Annotated in this window: 13 protein-coding genes and 5 tRNA genes; all 18 read right to left on the reverse strand. The window is 37.4% G+C overall.

Annotated features, from left to right (window positions below):
- Positions 1 to 154: 154 nt before the first annotated feature.
- Entirely contained in the window at positions 155 to 4,441 is a 4,287-nt protein-coding gene (gene rpoC / locus GO621_RS05665; RefSeq protein ID WP_157565028.1) for a DNA-directed RNA polymerase subunit beta', read from the reverse strand.
- A 211-nt stretch (positions 4,442 to 4,652) separates the two neighbouring features.
- A complete protein-coding gene (rpoB, locus tag GO621_RS05670; RefSeq protein ID WP_157565030.1) occupies positions 4,653 to 8,456 on the reverse strand; it encodes a DNA-directed RNA polymerase subunit beta in 3,804 nt (1,267 codons plus the stop codon).
- A gap of 151 nt (positions 8,457 to 8,607) precedes the next feature.
- Positions 8,608 to 8,988, reverse strand: a complete 381-nt coding sequence (rplL, locus tag GO621_RS05675) for a 50S ribosomal protein L7/L12 (protein WP_157565032.1) — start codon at positions 8,986 to 8,988, stop codon at positions 8,608 to 8,610.
- 60 nt (positions 8,989 to 9,048) lie between these two features.
- Positions 9,049 to 9,567 (reverse strand): 50S ribosomal protein L10, encoded by a 519-nt coding sequence (gene rplJ / locus GO621_RS05680; RefSeq protein WP_157565034.1) that lies wholly within the window; start codon positions 9,565 to 9,567, stop codon positions 9,049 to 9,051.
- Between the two features lie 2 nt (positions 9,568 to 9,569).
- Complete coding sequence (rplA, locus tag GO621_RS05685) at positions 9,570 to 10,268, reverse strand: 50S ribosomal protein L1 (RefSeq protein ID WP_317163393.1); 699 nt, start codon at positions 10,266 to 10,268, stop codon at positions 9,570 to 9,572.
- A 26-nt stretch (positions 10,269 to 10,294) separates the two neighbouring features.
- A complete protein-coding gene (rplK, locus tag GO621_RS05690; protein WP_157565036.1) occupies positions 10,295 to 10,738 on the reverse strand; it encodes a 50S ribosomal protein L11 in 444 nt (147 codons plus the stop codon).
- An 80-nt stretch (positions 10,739 to 10,818) separates the two neighbouring features.
- Complete coding sequence (nusG, locus tag GO621_RS05695; RefSeq protein ID WP_157565037.1) at positions 10,819 to 11,361, reverse strand: transcription termination/antitermination protein NusG; 543 nt, start codon at positions 11,359 to 11,361, stop codon at positions 10,819 to 10,821.
- A gap of 9 nt (positions 11,362 to 11,370) precedes the next feature.
- Positions 11,371 to 11,565 carry a preprotein translocase subunit SecE gene (secE, locus tag GO621_RS05700; protein WP_157565039.1) on the reverse strand — a complete coding sequence of 65 codons (195 nt, stop codon included), beginning with the start codon at positions 11,563 to 11,565 and terminating at the stop codon, positions 11,371 to 11,373.
- Positions 11,566 to 11,583: 18 nt separating this feature from the next.
- A tRNA-Trp gene (locus GO621_RS05705) sits at positions 11,584 to 11,654 on the reverse strand.
- 62 nt (positions 11,655 to 11,716) lie between these two features.
- Entirely contained in the window at positions 11,717 to 12,904 is a 1,188-nt protein-coding gene (tuf, locus tag GO621_RS05710) for an elongation factor Tu (protein WP_157565041.1), read from the reverse strand.
- 56 nt (positions 12,905 to 12,960) lie between these two features.
- Positions 12,961 to 13,032 (reverse strand) — tRNA-Thr (locus GO621_RS05715).
- A 71-nt stretch (positions 13,033 to 13,103) separates the two neighbouring features.
- A tRNA-Gly gene (locus tag GO621_RS05720) sits at positions 13,104 to 13,176 on the reverse strand.
- A gap of 10 nt (positions 13,177 to 13,186) precedes the next feature.
- A tRNA-Tyr gene (locus GO621_RS05725) sits at positions 13,187 to 13,267 on the reverse strand.
- A gap of 34 nt (positions 13,268 to 13,301) precedes the next feature.
- Positions 13,302 to 13,374 (reverse strand) — tRNA-Thr (locus tag GO621_RS05730).
- Between the two features lie 157 nt (positions 13,375 to 13,531).
- The gene (hpf, locus tag GO621_RS05735) at positions 13,532 to 13,867 is read right to left on the reverse strand and encodes a ribosome hibernation-promoting factor, HPF/YfiA family (RefSeq protein WP_157565042.1); all 336 of its coding nucleotides are present in this window, start codon (positions 13,865 to 13,867) and stop codon (positions 13,532 to 13,534) included.
- 14 nt (positions 13,868 to 13,881) lie between these two features.
- On the reverse strand, positions 13,882 to 14,760 hold the full coding sequence (locus tag GO621_RS05740) for a tyrosine-type recombinase/integrase (protein ID WP_157565044.1): 879 nt from the start codon (positions 14,758 to 14,760) through the stop codon (positions 13,882 to 13,884).
- A gap of 81 nt (positions 14,761 to 14,841) precedes the next feature.
- Positions 14,842 to 15,033, reverse strand: a complete 192-nt coding sequence (gene rpsU, locus GO621_RS05745; protein ID WP_157565045.1) for a 30S ribosomal protein S21 — start codon at positions 15,031 to 15,033, stop codon at positions 14,842 to 14,844.
- Between the two features lie 318 nt (positions 15,034 to 15,351).
- The gene (locus GO621_RS05750; protein ID WP_157565047.1) at positions 15,352 to 16,272 is read right to left on the reverse strand and encodes a ComEA family DNA-binding protein; all 921 of its coding nucleotides are present in this window, start codon (positions 16,270 to 16,272) and stop codon (positions 15,352 to 15,354) included.
- Positions 16,273 to 16,306: the final 34 nt, after the last annotated feature.

Below are 16,306 nucleotides of genomic sequence, written 5' to 3' on the forward strand. Positions count from 1 at the left end.
TTTAGGGAAAACTATTTTAATTGAAAAAATATATTATACTTTATATAATGCATAAAAACTAACGAAACAACAGTGATATTATGCTTCTTTTAGCACATGAAAAAGCCCAAACATCTATTAAAAGATATTTGGGCTTAAAAGGCATAATATTAATTTATGCTTCTACTTCTTCTGATTTAGAAGCTAACAAACGGTCAAATTCTTCCTGAGAACCTACACGAACATTATCATAAGCACGCAAACCAGTTCCCGAAGGAATTAAGTGCCCTACAATTACGTTTTCTTTCAGTCCCAGCATTTTATCTCGTTTACCGGCAATAGCAGCTTCATTTAACACTTTAGTTGTTTCCTGGAAGGAAGCAGCCGAAATGAATGATTTTGTTCCTAATGAAGCTCTGGTAATACCTTGTAACATCTGGCTGGATGTTGCAGCGATAGCATCACGTGCTTCAACCAGTTTCAAATCTTTACGTTTTAAAACAGAATTTTCATCACGCAACTTACGAACAGAAATAATCTGGCCAGGTTTTAAGTTATTAGAGCTTCCGGGGTCAACAACTACTTTTTTATCGTAAATTTCGTCGTTCTCCATCATGAAATCCCATCTGTCAACAGCCTCTCTTTCTAAGAAACGTGTATCACCGGCATCTTCAATGGTTACTTTCTGCATCATTTGGTGAACGATTACCTCGAAATGTTTATCATTAATTTTTACACCTTGTAAACGATAAACTTCCTGGATACCATTTACCAGGTATTCCTGTACGGCAGCCGGACCTTTAATTGATAAAATATCAGCCGGAGAAATAGATCCGTCGGATAAAGGCATACCAGCTTTGATAAAGTCGTTGTCCTGAACCAGGATATGTTTAGAAAGTGGTACCAGGTATTTTTTAACCTGACCATCTTTCGACTCAATCGTGATTTCCCGGTTGCCTCTTTTGATCCCACCTAAAGTAACTACACCATCAATTTCGGTTACTACAGCAGGGTTTGAAGGGTTTCGTGCTTCAAACAGTTCGGTTACACGTGGCAAACCACCTGTAATATCACGGGTTTTACCTGTAGAACGAGGGATTTTAGCAATTACCTGCCCGGTTTGTACTTTCTCTCCTTCATCAACAGCAATATGTGCCCCTACCGGAATATTATATCCTTTGATCACATTTTTTCCGCTATCGATAATCTGAATAACCGGATTTTTGGTTTTATCGCGTGTGTCAATAATAACTTTTTCGCGGTGGCCAGTTTGTTCATCAGATTCTTCACGGAAAGTAATACCTTCCTGAACAGCATCAAACTGTGCTTTACCAGCAAACTCAGAAAGAATTACCGCATTATAAGGGTCCCATGAACAAATACGGTCCCCTTTGGTAATTTGCGTATTGTCCTTAGCATACAGGTAAGAACCATAAGGGATATTGTTGGTCATGATTACCTTGTTGGTATCTTTCTCAACAATCCTGAATTCACCTGAACGGCCTAACACTACATCGACGTCACCTTCTTCTGTTTTATATTGTACGGTCCTAACATTTTCAAATTCAATAATACCATCAAATTTGGCATTGATCTGAGATTCTGCTGCAATGTTAGAAGCAGTACCACCCACGTGGAAAGTACGCAAAGTTAACTGCGTTCCCGGCTCACCAATAGATTGTGCAGCGATTACACCAACTGCTTCACCACGTTGTACCCGTTTACCACTGGCCAGGTTACGGCCATAGCAAAGTGCACAAACGCCTCTTTTTGCTTCGCAGGTTAATACAGAACGAATTTCTATACCTTCTAACGGAGAGTTTTCTATTCTTTTTGCAATTTCCTCGGTAATATCGTTTCCTGCTTCAATCAATAACTCATTAGTTAAAGGATCGCGCACATCACTTAAAGTTGTACGGCCAAGAATACGATCATAAAGCGGCTCAACAATATCTTCGTTATCTTTTAAAGCAGTTGTGTAAATACCTCTTAAAGTACCGCAATCTGTTTCGCCAACAATCATATCCTGGGCAACATCATGCAAACGACGGGTCAAGTAACCGGCATCAGCCGTTTTTAAAGCTGTATCTGCCAGACCTTTACGGGCACCGTGTGTGGAAATAAAATACTCTAATACCGATAATCCTTCTTTAAAGTTAGATAAGATCGGGTTTTCAATAATTTCGCCACCTGAACCTGATTTTTGAGGTTTTGCCATCAAACCACGCATACCACAAAGCTGACGGATCTGCTCTTTAGAACCACGTGCACCAGAATCTAGCATCATATATACAGAATTGAAGCCTTGATTATCGGTAGATAATATCTCCATCACGTTTGCTGTCAAACGATTGTTGATACGGGTCCAGATATCGATGATCTGATTGTAACGTTCGTTATTGGTAATGAAACCCATGTTATAGTTGTTCATTACCTCTTCAACTTCTTTAGAAGCCTGATCAATCAGGGTGACTTTTTCTGCAGGAATGTTTAAATCCTGCAAGTTGAAAGATAAACCGCCACGGAACGCCATTTGGAAACCAAGTTCTTTGATTTCGTCCAGGAATTGTGCAGCGCGCGCCATACCGGTAGTTTTTACAACCTCACCAATAATATCACGTAAAGATTTTTTAGTAAGCAATTCATTGATATAACCTACTTCTTCAGGTACATGTTGGTTAAACAATACACGCCCAACCGTTGTATCAATAATTTTGCTTACAATACTTCCATCACGCTCTTTTACTTTAGCTTTTACCTTAATAAAAGCATGTAAATCAAGCTTTTTCTCATTATAAGCAATAAGAACTTCTTCTGCAGAATAAAAAGTCAATCCTTCGCCTTTTACAACCCGGACGGCATCTGTTTTACGTCCTTTAGTAATATAATACAAACCCAAAACCATATCCTGGGAAGGAACAGTAATTGGCGTACCATTGGCCGGATTTAAAATATTGTGTGAAGCAAGCATCAAAATCTGAGCTTCCAAAATTGCAGCATTACCTAATGGTACGTGTACAGCCATCTGGTCACCGTCAAAATCCGCGTTAAAAGCAGTACAGGTTAAAGGGTGAAGCTGAATGGCTTTTCCTTCAATTAGTTTTGGCTGAAAAGACTGGATACCCAAACGGTGCAATGTTGGTGCACGGTTTAACAATACCGGATGTCCTTTCAATACATTTTCCAGAATATCCCAAACAATAGGGTCTTTGCGGTCAACAATTTTTTTGGCTGATTTTACTGTTTTTACAATACCTCTTTCAATCATTTTACGAATGATGAACGGTTTAAAAAGTTCAGCAGCCATATCTTTTGGTAAACCGCATTCATGCAGTTTCAGGTTTGGCCCAACAACAATTACAGAACGTGCTGAGTAATCTACCCGTTTACCCAATAAATTTTGACGGAAACGGCCTTGTTTACCTTTTAAAATATCAGATAATGATTTTAAAGCACGGTTACCTTCCGTTTTAACAGCATTTACTTTACGTGAGTTATCAAATAAAGAATCTACTGCTTCCTGAAGCATACGTTTTTCATTACGTAAAATTACTTCCGGTGCTTTAATTTCAATTAATCTTTTTAAACGATTGTTACGGATAATAACCCGGCGATACAAGTCATTTAAATCGGAAGTAGCAAAACGGCCGCCTTCTAACGGTACTAACGGACGTAATTCTGGTGGAATAACCGGAACAATTTTTACGATCATCCATTCCGGATTGTTTTCAATCCTGGTTTTAGAATCACGGAAAGCTTCTACAACCTGTAAACGTTTCAAAGCTTCGTTTTTACGCTGCTGGGAAGTTTCATTTGCAGCCTGGTGACGAAGATCATAAGATAACTGATCCAGGTCCAGGTTTTTCAACAATTCTTCCAAAGCTTCTGCACCCATTTTAGCAACAAATTTCTGCGGATCTTTGTCGTCTAAGTATTGGTTTTCTTTAGGAAGTGTATCTAAAATGTCCAGGTATTCTTCTTCAGTCAGGAAATCCATTTTAGAAATCCCGTCTGCTTCTTTTATGCCTGGTTTTATTACAACATAACGTTCATAATAAATAATCAGGTCTAATTTTTTAGTCGGTAGTCCTAAAAGGTAACCAATTTTATTTGGCAACGAACGGAAATACCAGATATGGGCAACCGGAACTACCAAGTTAATGTGTCCCATACGCTCACGGCGTACTTTTTTCTCGGTTACTTCAACACCGCAACGGTCGCAAACAATTCCTTTATAACGGATACGTTTGTATTTTCCGCAATGGCATTCGTAATCCTTTACCGGGCCAAAAATACGTTCGCAAAATAAACCATCACGTTCGGGTTTGTAAGTCCGGTAGTTAATGGTTTCTGGTTTTAAAACTTCACCGCTCGAACGTTCCAAAATGGATTCGGGAGAAGCCAGGCTGATCGTAATTGTGGTGAAATTACTTTTGATTTTATTATCCTTTTTATACGACATAGTTCTTTTTTTAATTTTGAAAGCTGAATATGTAATGCTTCTTTTATCAACTAAAAATTGGTATTCTTAATTATGCTTTTTCTGAAAAGTTAAACTTAGATTTTAATTTTAGTGTGATAAAAGAAGCATCATACATCAGCTATAGGTAATAGTTGTAGATTTTTGAGTGATAAAATTAAAATCTCATCACTCAAAACCTACGTTTTAGAACTTATTCTAACGTGATATCCAAACCTAAACCTCTCAATTCATGGACCAATACATTGAAAGATTCCGGAACTGATGGTGTAGGAAGATTTTCACCTTTAACGATTGCTTCGTATGTTTTAGCGCGTCCGATCACATCATCTGACTTAACCGTGAGAATTTCTTGCAAAATATTGGCAGCACCAAATGCTTCCAAAGCCCAAACTTCCATCTCACCAAAACGCTGACCTCCAAATTGTGCTTTACCGCCCAATGGTTGTTGTGTAATCAATGAATAAGGTCCGATGGAACGAGCATGCATTTTATCATCAACCATGTGGCCTAATTTCAGCATATAAATTATACCAACAGTAGTTTGCTGATCAAAACGATCACCAGTTAAACCATTGTATAAATAGGTTCTTCCAGATGCAGGAACACCAGCTTTAGCTACCCATTCTTCCACTTCTGAATGTGATGCACCGTCAAAAATCGGTGTGGCAAACTTCATTCCCAGTTCTTTTCCGGCCCAGCCTAAAACAGTTTCGTAAATCTGTCCTAAGTTCATACGGGAAGGTACACCAAGCGGATTTAATACAATATCCACAGGTGTTCCATCTTCCAGGAACGGCATATCTTCATCGCGGACAATACGGGCAACAATACCCTTATTACCGTGACGGCCAGCCATTTTATCACCAACTTTAAGCTTGCGTTTTTTAGCAATATAAACTTTTGCCATTTGCACAATACCAGACGGCAATTCATCACCTACACTTATTGCAAACTTATCACGACGATAAGCGCCTAATTCTTCATTAACTTTAATGTTAAAGTTATGAAGCAGCAGCTTGATCATTTCATTTTTGTCTTCATCAGTAGTCCATTTTGTTGGATTGATATTGTTGTAATCTAATTCAACTAAAATCTTTTGCGTGAATTTAACACCTTTAGCAACAAGCAACTCTTTGTAAACATTGTAAACTCCTTGTGATGTTTTACCGTTTACAATTTCAAAAAGCTTTTCAATCAAAGAATTTTTAAGGTCTTTAATGCTTTTGTCATGCTTGTTATCTAATTTTTCCAATGCACTTTTTTCTTCTGCTTTAGAAGTCTTTTTAGCACGGGAAAATAATTTAGTATCAATTACTACACCACTGATAGAAGGAGGCGTTTTTAAAGAAGCGTCTTTAACATCACCTGCTTTATCACCGAAGATTGCACGTAAAAGTTTTTCTTCCGGTGAAGGGTCAGATTCTCCTTTTGGTGTAATTTTACCAATCAGGATATCGCCTTCTTTAACTTCAGCACCAACACGGATGATGCCGTTTTCGTCTAAGTCTTTCGTTGCTTCCTCGGAAACGTTTGGAATATCTGGTGTCAACTCTTCTTCACCACGTTTGGTATCACGGACTTCCAATTCAAATTCTTCAATATGAAGGGAAGTAAAAATATCCTGAGATACTACACGTTCTGAAATTACAATCGCATCCTCAAAGTTGTAACCTTGCCAAGGCATGAAAGCAACTTTCATGTTTCGTCCTAAAGCTAATTCACCGTCTTGTGTTGCATAACCTTCACACAACACCTGACCTTTTTCTACCCGTTGTCCTTTTTTAACAATTGGTTTTAAGTTGATAGTTGTGCTTTGGTTGGTTTTCTTAAACTTGATTAAACGGTAAGTTTGTGTATCGCCTTCGAAAGAAACTAAACGATCGTCATAATTACGATCATATTTGATTTTGATTTCGTTTGCATCTACATATTCTACAACTCCGTCACCTTCTGCATTAATTAAAGTACGTGAATCTTTTGCTACACGCCCTTCCAATCCAGTACCTACAATTGGCGCTTCCGGGCGTAATAAAGGAACAGCCTGGCGCTGCATGTTAGAACCCATCAAAGCACGGTTAGCATCATCATGTTCCAAAAACGGAATTAAAGATGCAGCAATAGACGTGATTTGGTTAGGCGCAATATCCATGTAATCCAGCCTTTCTGGCTCAATTACCGGGAAATCACCTTCGAAACGTGCTTTTACACGTGGTGTTTCAAAATTGCCCTTATCGTCGTAATGCGCATTTGCCTGTGCAATGGTTTTACCGTCTTCATCTTCTGCAGATAAATATATTACAGGCTCATCAACAGATACTTTCCCGGCGACCACACGTTTATATGGAGTTTCAATAAAGCCTAAATTATTGATCTTAGCATGTACACAAAGTGAAGAGATCAAACCGATATTTGGTCCTTCAGGTGTTTCAATTGTACATAAACGGCCATAGTGTGTGTAGTGAACATCACGGACTTCAAAACCTGCACGTTCACGGGATAAACCACCAGGCCCAAGCGCTGATAAACGGCGTTTGTGCGTAATCTCTGCTAATGGATTGGTTTGATCCATAAACTGAGACAACTGGTTTGTACCGAAGAAAGAGTTAATGACAGACGATAAAGTTCTGGCATTAATCAAATCAGTTGGTGTAAAAACTTCGTTATCGCGAATGTTCATCCGCTCACGGATTGTACGAGCCATCCTTGCCAAACCAACGCCAAATTGCGCATATAACTGCTCACCTACTGTACGTACACGACGGTTAGACAAGTGATCAATATCATCAACTTCTGCTTTAACGTTTATCAGTTTGATCAGGTATTTTACAATTGCAATAATATCCTGCTTTGTTAAAACTTTGGTCTCAAAAGAAGTATCCAGTTTTAACTTACGGTTGATGCGGTAACGGCCTACATCGCCTAAATCATACCTTTTATCAGAGAAGAACAAGCGATCTATAATGCCGCGAGCTGTTTCTTCATCAGGCGGTTCCGCGTTACGTAACTGTCTGTAAATATGTTCTACTGCTTCCTTTTCGGAGTTGGAAGTGTCTTTTTGTAATGTATTATATATAATGGTATAATCACCGCTGGTAGCTGCATCCTCTTTATTCAGGATAATACTTTTTACACCCGCATCAATGATCAGATCAATATGGTCATCTTCTAAAATGGTTTCACGCTCCAGGATGATTTCGTTACGGTCGATAGAAACTACCTCACCAGTATCTTCATCCACAAAATCTTCCACCCATTTTTTCAGTACCCTTGCAGCAAGCTTACGACCGATAAATTTTTTCAAGCCTGATTTACTCACTTTTACTTCATCTGCCAGTTCAAATAATTCTAAAATATCTTTATCAGAATCGTAACCAATAGCACGAAGCAAGGTAGTAACAGGAAACTTCTTTTTCCTGTCTATATAAGCATACATTACGTTGTTTACGTCTGTAGCAAACTCAATCCATGAACCTTTAAAAGGGATTACACGGGCTGAGTACAATTTTGTTCCGTTAGTGTGACGGCTTTGGCCAAAAAACACACCAGGAGAACGGTGCAACTGAGAAACAATTACACGTTCTGCTCCGTTAACCACAAAAGTTCCTTTTGGAGTCATATAAGGGATTGTTCCCAAATACACATCCTGAACAATTGTTTCAAAATCTTCGTGTTCCTCATCATTACATGATAAACGAAGCTTTGCTTTTAACGGCACGCTATAAGTTAAACCACGCTCAATACACTCTTGAATATCATAGCGGGGCGGATCAATAAAATAATCCAGAAATTCTAAAACAAAGATGTTTCTGGAATCGGAAATTGGAAAGTTCTCTGCAAAAACTTTAAACAAGCCTTCTTTGTGGCGATTGTCTGAAGTAGTTTCCAATTGAAAAAATTCCTGAAAAGATTGTAACTGTACATCCAGAAAGTCAGGGTAATCAATTACGTGCTTACTGGTTGCAAAGTTTACTCTTTGATTATTTTTGTTTGCCAAGGGATTAATTTTTTAGTTTATGAATAAACTTTCACTTGTTTGATTAAAGTTTGTTTCCTGAACTTCAAACAAAAATGGGTGTGTTATAAACAACAATAGACCCCGGCTAAACAGGCCGGAGTCTTGTGAAATATGGATAGGATTTGCGAGATTATTTAACCTCAACAACAGCTCCTGCTTCTTCCAATTGTTTTTTAAGTGATTCTGCTTCTTCTTTAGTAACACCAGTTTTAACTTCTTTTGGTGCACCGTCCACTAAGTCTTTAGCTTCTTTCAAGCCAAGGCCTGTTAAGTCTTTCACTAATTTTACTACTGCTAATTTAGCGCCGCCTGCTTCTTTCAGGATAACGTCAAAAGCTGTTTTTTCTTCAACAGCAGCAGGGGCATCACCACCAGCGGCAGGGCCTGCAACTGCAACAGCTGCAGCAGCTGGTTCAATACCATATTCATCTTTCAAGATCTGAGCTAACTCGTTAACTTCTTTTACTGTTAAGTTTACTAACTGCTCAGCAAACGCTTTTAAATCTGCCATTTTATTTAAAATTTAATTTTAATGCTTTTTTGTAATAAATTTCAGAACTTCAGGTGTCTGTTAACCTCTTTCCTGTAATGTTTTAACAACACCTGCTATAATATTTCCGCCAGATTGAAGTGCAGAAATAACATTTTTAGCAGGAGATTGCAATAATCCAACGATTTCTCCAACCAGTTGCTCTTTAGATTTAAGGTTAACCAGTGCATCTAATTGGTTATCGCCAATAAAAAATGATGATTCAATGTATGCTGCTTTTAAAATTGGTTTATCACCCGTCCTTCTTAATTCTTTAATCAATTTTGCCGGAGCAGTTGTTGATTTAGAGAACATTACAGATGAAGAACCTTTTAATGCATCATACATGGGTGTGAAGTCTCCTCCGATTGCTTCCACTGCTTTTTTTATCAGTGAATTTTTAGCAACCTGAATTTTGATATCACTTTCAAAACATTTTCTACGGATTACATTAATTTTTGCAACCGTTAAATTAGATGTATCAGTAACATAGAAATTACCATACTCTTTAATCTGCTCTGCAAGGGCATTAACTACTTCGTATTTTTCTTCTTTCTTCATGATTAAATACCTGCTACTGATTTAGTTTCTATTTCTATACCTTTAGACATAGTAGAAGAAAGATGAATACTCTTGAAGTAAGTCCCTTTTGCTGAAGAAGGTTTTAATTTTGAAATTATTTGGATAACTTCCATCGCATTTTCATAAATTTTATCCGGAGAAAAAGAAACTTTTCCTATAGATGCATGAACAATACCTGTTTTATCTACTTTAAAATCAATTTTACCAGCTTTAACTTCTGTTACCGCTTTGCCAACTTCAGTAGTTACCGTACCAGATTTAGGGTTTGGCATTAGGTTACGCGGGCCTAAAATACGGCCTAACCTACCTACTTTTGCCATAACGCTTGGCATAGTGATGATGATATCAACATCTGTCCAACCACCTTCAATCTTGGTAATGTACTCATCCAAACCTACGTAATCTGCCCCGGCTGCCTTAGCTTCTTCTTCCTTATCAGGAGTACACAAAACTAAAACCCGAACAGTTTTACCGGTTCCGTGAGGCAAAGTAGCAATACCACGAACCATTTGATTAGCTTTACGTGGATCAACCCCTAAACGAACATCAATATCAACCGATGAATCAAATTTAGTGGTTGTTATGTCCTTCACCAAAGAAGCAGCTTCCTGCAAAGAATATAACTTGTTTGCCTCAATCTTGGAAAGTGCTGCTTTTTGATTTTTTGTTAATCTAGCCACTTGTCTTAAACTGAATTTTAATTTAATTAATTATTCCAGGGTGCATTACCATTTACGGTAATCCCCATACTGCGAGCTGTACCTGCCACCATTTTCATTGCTGATTCTACGGTGAAGGCGTTCAAATCAGTCATTTTATCCTTAGCGATCGTTTCTACCTGGTCCCAAGAAATATTAGAAACTTTCTTACGGTTTGGTTCTGCCGATCCACCTTTCAAACCGGATACTTCCAATAACTGGATAGCAACAGGAGGTGTTTTAATGATAAATTCAAATGATTTGTCAGCATAAACAGTTATTACAACAGGTAATACTTTACCTGCCTTATCTTGTGTACGCGCATTAAACTGCTTGCAAAACTCCATAATATTAACACCTTTTGCTCCTAATGCAGGACCAATTGGTGGAGATGGATTTGCAGCGCCGCCTTTTACTTGTAACTTGATTAACGCACTAACCTCTTTTGCCATTTTACTATTTTATTTAACAACAAATGTTATAATGTGGAAGCAATGTAACATTTAAGCTTTTTGAACAAATTAATTGTTTATTATTCCTTTTCAACCTGCATATAGTTCAATTCAAGCGGTGTTCTTCGCCCGAAAATTTTAACCATAACTTTCAGTTTCTTTTTCTCTTCGTTTACCTCTTCAATAACACCGTTAAAACCGTTAAAAGGGCCGTCCATCACTTTAACGTTTTCGCCTGCGTAATAAGGTACGTTCATGGTTTCTGCCTGAACCGTCATTTCATCAACCTTGCCTAATATGCGGTTTACTTCTGCCTGGCGCAACGGTACAGCATTACCTGCTTTATCTCCTAAAAAACCAATTACACTATTTGTGTTTTTGATTATATGTTCCATCTCACCGTCTAAAGCCGCTTCAATCAATACATATCCAGGAAAGTAATTGCGCTCTTTTGCAATTTTTTTTCCTTCCCGCATCTGATAATATTTTTCCATAGGAATTAATACCTGCGGGATCTGGTGCGCTATACCTAAACGGTTTACTTCTGCCTCTATGTATTGTTTAACCTTTTTTTCTTTCCCACTTATGGCTCTCACCACATACCATTTCAATTGATCGCTCATGTTCAAATATTATGCAAGAGATTTGTAAAAATATTTGAGTAAATTTCCAACAGATTCATCCATTGCCAAAATAATCAAAGCTATAATAATAGAAGCAATAAGTACTAAAACAGCACTATTCTGAAGTTCGCCCCATGTTGGCCAGGTTACTTTTTGGGTTAACTCTATGTAAGACTCCTTAACGTATTCAGTTACTTTAGCCATTCTGTTTACTTTACTATGCACGGGCACAAGGATTCGAACCCTGATCAAAGGTTTTGGAGACCTCTATTCTACCATTGAACTATGCCCGTTTATTACAAGAAAACATAAGCCTGATAAACGGGCTTATGTTTCTAATTAACCTTTTTAAATTTTATTTTAAAATTTCAGTAACCTGACCGGCACCTACTGTTCTGCCACCTTCACGGATTGCAAAACGAAGACCTTTTTCCATCGCAATAGCGTTGATCAGTTTTACTGTTATAGTAACGTTATCACCTGGCATTACCATTTCTACACCTTCAGCTAATGAAATTTCACCAGTTACGTCTGTAGTGCGGAAATAGAATTGCGGACGGTATTTGTTAAAGAACGGCGTGTGACGACCACCTTCTGCTTTTGATAATACGTAAACTTCAGCTTTAAAATCTGTGTGAGGAGTTACTGAACCTGGTTTGCAAATAACCATACCACGACGGATAGCTTCTTTTTCAATACCACGTAATAATAAACCTACGTTATCACCAGCTTCTCCTCTGTCCAGAATTTTACGGAACATTTCAACACCAGTAACAGTTGATTTTAAGTTTTCTGCACCCATTCCCAGGATGTCAACTTGCTCACCAGAGTTAATGATACCTCTTTCAATACGGCCTGTAGCAACAGTACCACGACCAGTAATTGAGAAAACATCTTCTACCGGCATCAAGAAAGGCAGGTCAGTTAAACGTGGAGGAATTGGAATGTAGTTATCTACAGCATCCATTAACTCCATAATTTTGTCAACCCATTTTGGCTCACCATTTAAGCCACCAAGAGCTGAACCTTGAATAACAGGAATATCATCACCAGGGAAATCGTAGAATGATAACAATTCGCGAATTTCCATTTCAACTAATTCTAACAATTCAGGATCATCAACCATGTCAACTTTGTTCATAAACACAACTAATGAAGGCACACCTACCTGGCGTGATAACAAAATGTGCTCACGAGTTTGTGGCATCGGACCGTCTGTTGCTGCAACCACGATAATTGCACCATCCATTTGAGCCGCACCTGTTACCATGTTTTTCACATAATCCGCGTGGCCCGGGCAGTCAACGTGTGCATAGTGACGGGTAGCAGTTGAGTATTCAACGTGTGCTGTATTGATAGTAATACCACGTTCTTTTTCTTCCGGAGCAGAGTCAATTGAATCAAATGAACGAGCTTCTGAAAAACCTTTATCGGCTAATACTTTTGTAATAGCTGCGGTAAGAGTAGTTTTGCCGTGGTCAACGTGACCAATAGTACCGATATTTAAGTGCGGTTTACTTCGGTCAAATTTTTCTTTTGCCATGATTGTTTATGTTGTTATTAGGTTAATTTTACTTTTTAATACATTATAATAATGCGAGCCAACGATGGGACTTGAACCCATGACCTCTTCCTTACCAAGGAAGTGCTCTACCGCTGAGCTACGTCGGCTTTTGTTTACGCATGCCGATTAAATATCTTACAAATCCGTAATCGTCAATCGTAGCCCGTAATTTTATTTGAGCGGAAGACGAGGTTCGAACTCGCGACCTATAGCTTGGAAGGCTATCGCTCTACCAACTGAGCTACTTCCGCTTAAAAATTGTGGGGGGAGAAGGATTCGAACCTTCGTAGCCGAAGCAACGGATTTACAGTCCGTCCCATTTGACCGCTCTGGTATCCCCCCATTTAAAAGAAATACTATTGATACTCCTTTTAAGAGCCTCCTATCGGGATCGAACCAATGACCTACTGATTACAAGTCAGTCGCTCTACCAGCTGAGCTAAGGAGGCAATTATATATTTTAAAAGAACAAAGCCGCTTTAAGAACATGCCTTTGAAAACGGAATGCAAATCTACACTTTTTATACATCGAACAAAATTTTTTTATAAAAAAAGCCAACAAAATATTTTGCTGGCTTTTTATGCATATTATATAATTAAACCCTCTTAAAGATCATTGTTTATTACTTCTTTTAAAGAGGTTTCTTTTGTACGGATTTTTTGCTTGTGCTTTTCTAATTGCTTACGTAAACTTTCTATGGCGAGGTCTGTTGCCTCTTCAAATGTTTTGCATTGCTCTTTTGCAAATAATTGATTTCCAGGGATCATTAATTTAATTTCCGAGATTTTATTCGCTTCATCTTCCACTTTTTCCAGTTTTAAATAAACCTCGCCGGTAATAATCTGATCAAAAAACTGATCTAGCTTGTTCGCTTTTTTCTGAATAAAATCTACCAATTTACTGTCAGCACTAAAGTGTATTGCCTGAACTGTAATTTTCATTGTTCCTCCTTTTGTTATGCCTTTGGATGGGCTTGTTTATAAATTAATTTTAACCTTTCTACAGAATTGTGGGTATAAACCTGGGTGGCACTTAAATTAGCATGGCCCAAAAGTTCTTTTATTGCGTTCAAATCCGCACCATTATTTAATAATGATGTGGCGAACGTATGACGAAGTACGTGAGGGCTTTTTTTGTTTTGAGTGGTTATATAACCCAGATATTTCTGCACAATGCGGTATATTAGTTTCGGATAAGCATCAGTTCCTGCATCGGTAACAATTAATTTTGAAGAATTGTTATTAAAAATTTGTCTTTTCTTAATGCTAAGGTATTCTTTAATTAATATTAACAGTTCTTTATTTAACGGAACAATCCGCTGCTTGCTTCTTTTACCGATAATTTTTATTGTATTTTCATAAAAATTAATGTCTGTTTCTTTTAAACTAAGCAGTTCTGCCAGCCGTATACCTGTGCCAAACAGTATTTCAACCACTAATTTATCGCGTGTCCCTGTAAAATCATTTTCAAAAATATCGTCACTGTCCAGTAAAGCCGTAACTGTTTCTTCTCGGATAATTACAGGAAGCTTTTTAGCCAGTTTTGGGCTTTGTATTTTAGACATCGGATTTTCTGCCAGCAATTTTTCGCGTACTAAAAATCGGAAATATGTTTTTAAAGAAGATATTTTACGGTTTACAGACCGGGAATCTGTTTGCTTGTCCAAAAGATGGACAATCCAGTTACGTATTAAAAAAACATCGGTAAAAGAAGCATCCGCTTCAGCTTTAATAAATGCAAAAAACTGTAACAGATCAGTTTTATAAGCAATTAAAGTATTGGCCGAAAAGCGTTTCTCGTGCTGGAGATATGTATAAAAACGGTCTAAATGCATAAAAACTATCTGTATCTTCTTAAATATGAAGATACAAATAGTTTTTAAATATCAGTAAGCGGAAAAATCCTTAAAAGAAAATTACGCGTTATCGGCAAACATATTCTGTTTATAAACGGCATGTTTAACAACATTTCTGCGGGCCACAGATTTTTTTTCGTATGCCTGGCGGCTGCGAAGTTCTCTTAAAACACCTGTTTTTTCAAATTTCTTTTTAAAACGTTTCAGCGCTTTATCTAAAGATTCGCCGTCTTTTACATTGATAATAATCATTTTCCTACAATACCTCCTTTCAGGGAGGGCAAAGTTAAGTAAAGATTTCAGATTGATATTAAATTTTTAAAAAAAATCTATAGCTATTGATTTATCATAATGCTTCTTTTACCGGCAAAAAATATACAAATACAAAATATTGGATAATTAGCTGTAAGAGCTTGTTTAAACTTTGTCCAATTTATGATGCTTCTTTTATCACCTGAAAAATATAAACTTTCATGCTTTTTGTTTCCAAGGATTTGAAGTTTTTAAATAATTAACATTGGCCTTTTTCCTGGCAGTTCAAATAAATAATTTTCAAAAAATCTGTTTTTATCATTTAAACATCAAATAAGGTTCTATCTTACCCAAAACTTCATCATTTAATATGGATACGTTTTTCATATCTTTTATTGAACTATAATTACCATGCTGTTTGCGGTATTGAATAAGCGCGTTCATTTGTTTAAAACTGAGATAAGGGTTTCGTTTTAAATCATCGAAATTACAGGTATTGATGTTAATTTTGCTGATACCTGAAGCATCCACCTCAACCTGTTTCTCTATTTCGTTGTACTTGGCCGAATCCAGTCCGTAAACTTCCATCAACTGCTTTTTCTGGTAAAAGCCACCCAGCCTGCTTCTGTATTTCAAAATCCTGGCGGCAAAAGCTGGCCCAATTCCTCTTATTTCGGTTAATTGGGCAGAATCGGCGTGGTTAATATTAACTACAACAAGTGGTTTTACTTTAGGAGATGAAGCAGCAGCAGGATAATTTTTACTGAAATTTCTGTCTGGAATAGTAACATAAGGTCCTAAGCGGGCATAATCTGTGGGCGTAACAGAATAAATTTTTTGCAAGTCTTCTTTTTTATAAAACTTCCCTCCTTTTGCTTCATAATTTTTAATGACCTTAATTTGCCGATCGCTTAAACCTAACTTTTTCCATTGTTCTTCCGAAAGGTTATTTGGGTTGAAAGTAAAATATTCAGGCTTCAATTTTTTGCTGCTAAAAGAAGCATCAACTTTATCATAATGATGATAACTGCTACGATTATAAGCTGGTTGTTCTTCCTTTGCTCCATCCAAAATCCGTTGTGCTTCTTTTATCCGGCTAAAATCTACCTGTTCCGGCACAACAAAAAATTGATAGACATCCGGCGCAATCAATACCATTATCATCAAAACCGCCAAAACCAGCATTCCGTTCCATTCTTTTTTAGTAATTGAAAAGTAGTTTTTAAAAGCAGAAAGCATACATCAGCAGTTTAAGTTAGAAATTTAGGTATAA

Origin of the sequence: Mucilaginibacter arboris (genome assembly GCF_009754915.1) — a bacterium.
Lineage (GTDB): Bacteria > Bacteroidota > Bacteroidia > Sphingobacteriales > Sphingobacteriaceae > Mucilaginibacter_A > Mucilaginibacter_A arboris.

Bases quoted from the DNA above. Each gene is read 5' to 3' on its own strand.
- rpoC (WP_157565028.1), bottom strand. From the start codon at position 4,441: ATGTCGTATAAAAAGGATAATAAAATCAAAAGTAATTTCACCACAATT.
- rplJ (WP_157565034.1), bottom strand. From the start codon at position 9,567: ATGAAGAAAGAAGAAAAATACGAAGTAGTTAATGCCCTTGCAGAGCAG.
- rpsU (WP_157565045.1), bottom strand. From the start codon at position 15,033: ATGATTATTATCAATGTAAAAGACGGCGAATCTTTAGATAAAGCGCTG.
- nusG (WP_157565037.1), bottom strand. From the start codon at position 11,361: ATGAGCGATCAATTGAAATGGTATGTGGTGAGAGCCATAAGTGGGAAA.
- GO621_RS05750 (WP_157565047.1), bottom strand. From the start codon at position 16,272: ATGCTTTCTGCTTTTAAAAACTACTTTTCAATTACTAAAAAAGAATGG.
- rplL (WP_157565032.1), bottom strand. From the start codon at position 8,988: ATGGCAGATTTAAAAGCGTTTGCTGAGCAGTTAGTAAACTTAACAGTA.
- rplK (WP_157565036.1), bottom strand. From the start codon at position 10,738: ATGGCAAAAGAGGTTAGTGCGTTAATCAAGTTACAAGTAAAAGGCGGC.
- tuf (WP_157565041.1), bottom strand. From the start codon at position 12,904: ATGGCAAAAGAAAAATTTGACCGAAGTAAACCGCACTTAAATATCGGT.
- GO621_RS05740 (WP_157565044.1), bottom strand. From the start codon at position 14,760: ATGCATTTAGACCGTTTTTATACATATCTCCAGCACGAGAAACGCTTT.
- secE (WP_157565039.1), bottom strand. From the start codon at position 11,565: ATGGCTAAAGTAACTGAATACGTTAAGGAGTCTTACATAGAGTTAACC.
- hpf (WP_157565042.1), bottom strand. From the start codon at position 13,867: ATGAAAATTACAGTTCAGGCAATACACTTTAGTGCTGACAGTAAATTG.